The organism is [Clostridium] fimetarium, from assembly GCF_900111235.1.
GTDB classification, from domain to species: Bacteria; Bacillota; Clostridia; order Lachnospirales; family Lachnospiraceae; genus Clostridium_N; species Clostridium_N fimetarium.
This window is the reverse complement of sequence record NZ_FOJI01000036.1, coordinates 1-6239: the sequence shown is the minus strand read 5'-3', so window position 1 is coordinate 6239 and position 6239 is coordinate 1. Positions and strand designations below refer to the sequence as shown.

The window sequence follows — 6239 nt, the reverse complement described above, 5'->3', positions numbered from 1 at the left end:
GACAAATCGAAAATGATGTAAACGAAAGGGCAGTTACTGGTGAGTGAAAACTGCTTTTTCGTTTACACCATCATCGATTCTATCCTAAAGAATTTATAACTGAATCCAATACCGTTTAATGATACCAGACTCTCCAAGCCCGACAGTATCGGATATTTCGTTCTCAAGAATACCACCATTGATCTCGATTGTTCGCTTTGAAGCTTGATTCTCCTTATCACATGTAAGTAATACTCTTTTTTCACCGAAATCTCGGCATATGGGCAAAAGCAATCTCAATATTTCCTTTGCATACCCATTTCTTCTTTCAGATGGTAAAATGCTGTAGCCGATATTTCCACCGTATTTGAACAGAAAATCTGAAAGAGGGTGTCTGTAATCAATAATGCCAATAAGCTTATTGTCTGCTATTCTTACCGCCAGAAAAATCTCTGAGGGTACATAACCATCTTTATATTTCTTTTTCAGCCTGTTTTCAAAGTCAATCCAGTCTGAAAAAGTACTGACCTCTTCAAGACCTGCACATCCGTCCAAACTGTCACCTTTAGCAAGCATTGCATTCCTATAATCCATTACCTGTTCAGCGTACTCATAAGTCGGTCTCACTAGTTTCAAATCCAAACTATTTACCTCCCCCAAAAATTATAATTTGTTTATTACTTTCTCTCTTACATTACTTTATAAATATAATGGGCAGTCAAACTATTTTACTGCCTATGTATCTCGACTAAAGAGTTTTGAATATCTCTATACACCAACGGTTGCATGCTGTCAGTGTAGTTAGAAATGTCGGCTTTTTCCAGCGCTGAAATAATACATTCTCTTAATTCCGGTTTGCTCTTTGTAATAATCGGTAATAGTATTATACATTTCCTTGCTGTGATTGAGCTACTATCTGCAATATGTTTCAAATATTTATCAATAATTTCGTCAATCTTATAATCACTATCCCACTTTGCATTATATGCAATTAGTGTTAATCCTCTTGTGCGGATATATGAATTATAACTTTCAAGCATATCGCTTAATCTATCCATATAAAAATATACAGAATTTGTTTCTTCACTTTCTTTTTGCAGTATCTGTAAAGTCTTATAAGCAATATTATTATTTTTATCAAATAGTAATTCAAATCTTTGTGAAATGTTATCTACCATAAAATCACCTCCCGAATTTCTATACCAGACATAATACATTTAATACGTTTATTTTTAGGATTCGTAGTAGGCAGTTCCTCATACATGCTATCGTCCATAAAATTTTCTCATTACACATAACTTCCGGTTATTGCAATTTCATTCTAGTTTCCATTATAAATATAATGGGAAGCTCACTTCCCTGGAAATTGGAATTTATCATTGTCTTTCACTTTATTTAAATCGCATTTGTTTGCTCTAAAGAATACAGAAAAAAATCCATATCTATATACCTAAAATTCTTAGTTTTGCATCAAAACTGTTATTAAATTTTTAATTTATCTATATAACCTATTAAAAATAACCTAAAAGTCAGATTTTAATCCACCATCTCCACTATCATAGATAAGCGCATGACCATCCTTAAAGAATGTGATTGTTTTGAAATCGCTTGTTTTTATATCTATCGAAATATATTCTTTCATGGTGTTAATCGAGTCTTGTATCTTATTCTTGATACTCCGGATATCATTGGCAGATGAGTCAACGGTTACTACTATCCATAAAGGAACTAAATGCGTATAATTTGAAATATCGTAGTCGCTAGGCAGCTTATATACATCATTCAAATCTGTTTTTTCATGGGTAAACTTGCTATAACTTAAAGTTTTTATCCGTATCTGATTTGTTTTCATAATATCTTGTAGTAAACTTGTCAGCTCAAGCGCTCCCTGCTTTTCTTCCGAGATGTAATAATTTTGTATCATATTATACTGTTTGGAATACTCGTTAAACGTCAAAAAGACATAGGAATCTAATTTTTTAGAAAATGCCCTAAATGTTTTTTCGTTATGTTCAGGTGTTATCTCATCCTTACCATTATAAAAAACAGCACCGTCCAAATTAAATTCATGATCATTGAGTTGTTCGGGAATTGTTTCCGTGTTTATCAATTCGACTTCGGTGACTTTATCATTTGTTTTGGCATTCATATATGCTTCAACGTCTTTTAATTTACCTGTGCCTTTATCACCCTCTAAATTACAGCCTGCCAAAACAAATATCAAAATACTTAATAAAATAACGCTCGTTATTTTTTTCATACCGACACTCCTTTGATAAATTAATCAACAAATTTTAATTTTATCTTTTAATCACATGCAAATAAAATCACATTCAAGTATCACATTTCCTCCGCATTCCACAATCTAAATTGAATGTAAATTAAGTGAAAATTGAATATATTTTTGTACTTCAAACTAATTAGCTAATACCTATGTAAAATTGATATCCATAAAATATGAATCGTTTGCTCATTTTCTACGGTGTTTTAAGACGACAAAACTTGCAACCAACACTCCAAAATATACGACCGCAAATAAAACAATATAATACGGAGATTCAACAGGATAAGGTGCAATTAATTTATACTAATGAAATAATCGGCATAGGAATCCAGAAAGCAACGAAATTGGCATAAATAGAATTAAAACAGTATTAAGCCACTTGATAGCAAAAGGAGGTTTTTCCGAAGACAATAGTTTTCCAATAAAATATCCGGTAATCACTACCGCCTGAATAATCATCGAACCACACACAACATCCATAGTTTGTTCTTTGTACCATCCACCAAAGACACATAATAATCCAATTACAACAAATGCGGTTGATGCAATATATAGTATTTTACTAGTAATTTTGGAGCTTTTTTTGTGCTCATCTGTAATAATATTGAATTCTGTCTGCCATGTTCATAGTCGACTCTCCTTTCTTTCATTGTTAAATTATACTAAACCTATCGGTTGCATAAACACCATTTAAGCTTGGAGATATGTCAACTGACAGTTGCAATGCTGTTTTTGATAGGCATATATCTTTCCATATCCCTACACTAATAAATATAATGGGCAGTTCATTTGAATGATTCTATATCTTAACTTATATGATCTTTTGCATAATCAACATGTCCCATAATTTCTATGCTATCCACATATTTGTCGTAGCAATGCTCATCACATTTTTCTATGCCGCTATCATTTATAATTTGTAGCATAAAACGATTCGTTTGATTCCATAATGTTATACGCATTGATACTTCCATAATACTTGAAACCCCAGCAATAGCTATGAAACCAGCCTCTTCCTTTGCAAATTCTGTTTCTTTAATATTATTATTATTTGACTTTAATATTTCAGTGACATCTTTTCCTTCAGCACCAGCAATAATACCAACCTCTATGGATTGGATTCCACTCTTTGCGAAATCAGATTTGATTATTGCATTCACAAATGATATCATCTGATCCCATCCAATTTTCCATGTAAGTTCATAGTATAAAGTTGTAAATGGCTCTTTTTTTTCTATCCCTTTTAACTGCATTTGATATTCCTCCTATTATTATTTCAATATACTTTCTGACATATAATATAAATTTGCCTGTTACTTATCATAAATATAATGAGAAGCTGAACCTTATTTTAATAATTTTTAAGCTTTCTTAAATACATATCTGGGCCCTTCAACACCCATTATCCCATTTAGACGGAAACCAGTTTTTTCAAGAACTCTTTGTGATGCCTTGTTATCCGGATCTGTTTCTGCCTCTACATAGTTTACTCCTATCTGTTCACTTGCCCATCTTGCCATTGCCGTCACAGCTTCTGTCATATACCCCTGCCCTTCATACTCTTTTTTAATTCCATACCCAATTTCAACCAATCCGTTAGAATCCAGTCCTTTGAATGATAAATCGCCGACACTCTTGCCTGTCTCATCATTTAACTGTATATTCCATATGGCATACCAGATTCTGTGTTCAGGATTTTGTTTACATCCGTCAAGCATTTCTGAATAGGCCTGTTTCATATCCGTATCCGATTCTACTACTATCAAATTTTCCATTTCACTATCCGATAACGGATATATGGTCAGATGCTCTGTTTTCAGAACAATAGTTTTCTTCATAGTTGATATCTCCATTCTTTGTTCATACAAATTCTATCCTAAGAATTTGTCTATTTTAAGTTAAGTACCATGTATTCATCAGCCTCAACAAAATTACATTTCTTATATAATGGTTTACCCAGTTCAGTTGCGTCCAAACTTATCTCTGTAACACCTTTCTCTTTTGCATCTTTAATTAATAAATTAAGCATATATAATGCGATTCCCTGCCTGCGGTATTTACTATTGGTATACACATTCATTAAATGCGCCCTTTTTCCTGTAGGATGTGAAAATGTAGGCATCACTTCAATATAACAAATTGTTGCGCATCCAATGACACATTCATCAATTGCCAAAACTGTTGTTTGATTATTACTATTAAAATATTCTCTACTGTTGTCTATTAACTCTTTACTAAACTCATAATCGAAAGGCAGCTCATTTACTACTCTCAACATTTCTAACCTACTTTGCATCAATAATTCCTTATCATCCTTCGATGCAACAACATATTCTATCATAATATATTTACCTCCATAAATTCAACTTTGTCTATTCATCCTCTTTCATTTTTAGAAACTTAATAAATATAATGGGAAGTTACAACAACTCAATAAATGGAATTTATCAATCTAAAGATTATGCACATTCTCTACTTATGTATCAATTTCCATTTTCTTTGCTTGTTGAAATATCCTTTTTATTTTAGGAAATAACATATACGGCGAAATACCACTGGAGTTTAGTGTGATGCACACAGCTTGAAGTCCCATTTTTTTATTAGTAGAAATAGCCTTTCTTTTTATACCATTTATTTTTTTGATATAGTAATCCTCATTATTAAGTACTAGTTCAATAAAATCATTACCCATAAAGCTTTCAATATAAATTTTATCAATATCCGCCCATGGGATAAATCCAAAAGCGATAATAGAACTATTATCTGTAATTCCTTTCTCATCTACAATAAGTATGTTATTTCCTAGTATTGCCTTCTTAATAATTATGAAAAAGCAATATAAAAAAAATAAAAATCCAAAAGCCATAATACTTTTTGATAAAACATAAAATATAATGTTCTGAGATAATAATCCTAAAATCCCTTCCATTTGACTAAAGTTTAATATCACAAGGCATAAACTCAAAGAACTCATAATTAGAGCTCCCAGTGCATATAAAATATTTCCACTTAAACTCTGCTTTACAATAATTGGCTCATTCATCTAATATTCCACACCTCAATAATTTTTTATGATTTCCACAACAAATTCAATTTTTCTATTACTCTAAATTTTATTACCTTTATAAATATAATGGGAAGTTCATTTCTCTTCCAATTTTATGAAGATAATTAAATAACTCAATTTAAGATTGTGTCCCTAATTCAATCCAATAACGTTGGTCAATAGTTTCATCTTCATTTATAATTTCATTTTCTAGAATACCTCCATTTTTGATTATACTTTTTGCCGATCCAATATTATCCTTATAACAAACCATAAGAACTCTATTTATGTTCAATTTTTTACATTCTTCTAATGCTAAGGCAATCATTTTAGTAGCATAACCTTTTTTTCTCTCTGATGGTCGAATACCATCTCCTATATGCCCACCATCTTTAAGCAGTTCTTCATTAAGCCAATGTCTGATGTTTACGGTTCCTACAACAATGTCACGTTCATCATCATATGCCCATAATGTTGTTGCTGGAATGCCACCATACAAACAGCCATTTCTCTCTTCCTCAAACCCATACAAATATTTATCAAATTTCTTGTAATCTAATCTTCGTATACTGTATGGTACAATTTTCTCGCCAACAGTGTACCATTCATCCATCATTTCTTTGTATTGTCGCTCATATTTTTTATCTGGTTTTACTAACTTTAACATAATATTACTCACCTTCACTGAATACATAATTAATTCGAAATAATTTACAATAGAGAATTACTACTATTACTGCAATGAAATTTACCCAAACTACTATTCTCCCTTTTCTACTGTTTCCAGTTTTGTCTTTATAAATATAATGCGAAGTTACAACTGCTCTACAGGTTGGAATTTATCTATCCCTTTCCTCTATAACATGAATCAATCTTTTTTCATTGATAATCTCATTGATATATTCTTTTATAAATGCTGGCTTAATTTTA

General features: G+C 31.4%; 8 protein-coding genes. All 8 read right to left on the bottom strand.

The genetic code is table 11. The annotated features are described in order from the left end of the window. Window positions 1–93 precede the first annotated feature (93 nt). A complete protein-coding gene (locus BMY18_RS20560) occupies window positions 94–621 on the bottom strand; it encodes a GNAT family N-acetyltransferase (protein WP_242941098.1) in 528 nt (175 codons plus the stop codon). An 86-nt stretch (window positions 622–707) separates the two neighbouring features. After that, window positions 708–1157: a SufBD protein gene (locus tag BMY18_RS20555; RefSeq protein ID WP_092458476.1), complete on the bottom strand. Its 450-nt coding sequence runs from the start codon at window positions 1155–1157 to the stop codon at window positions 708–710. A 344-nt stretch (window positions 1158–1501) separates the two neighbouring features. Next, window positions 1502–2239 carry a hypothetical protein gene (locus BMY18_RS20550; RefSeq protein WP_092458473.1) on the bottom strand — a complete coding sequence of 246 codons (738 nt, stop codon included), beginning with the start codon at window positions 2237–2239 and terminating at the stop codon, window positions 1502–1504. Between the two features lie 830 nt (window positions 2240–3069). Further along, a complete protein-coding gene (locus BMY18_RS20545) occupies window positions 3070–3516 on the bottom strand; it encodes a hypothetical protein (protein ID WP_092458470.1) in 447 nt (148 codons plus the stop codon). A gap of 108 nt (window positions 3517–3624) precedes the next feature. Further along, window positions 3625–4101 (bottom strand): GNAT family N-acetyltransferase, encoded by a 477-nt coding sequence (locus tag BMY18_RS20540; RefSeq protein WP_170841530.1) that lies wholly within the window; start codon window positions 4099–4101, stop codon window positions 3625–3627. Window positions 4102–4151: 50 nt separating this feature from the next. Then, window positions 4152–4604 (bottom strand): GNAT family N-acetyltransferase, encoded by a 453-nt coding sequence (locus tag BMY18_RS20535; protein ID WP_092458467.1) that lies wholly within the window; start codon window positions 4602–4604, stop codon window positions 4152–4154. Between the two features lie 135 nt (window positions 4605–4739). Further along, window positions 4740–5306, bottom strand: coding sequence for an STM3941 family protein (locus BMY18_RS20530; RefSeq protein ID WP_092458463.1), 567 nt, complete (start codon window positions 5304–5306; stop codon window positions 4740–4742). A gap of 142 nt (window positions 5307–5448) precedes the next feature. Continuing rightward, window positions 5449–5976: a GNAT family N-acetyltransferase gene (locus tag BMY18_RS20525; protein ID WP_207647463.1), complete on the bottom strand. Its 528-nt coding sequence runs from the start codon at window positions 5974–5976 to the stop codon at window positions 5449–5451. Window positions 5977–6239 lie beyond the last annotated feature (263 nt).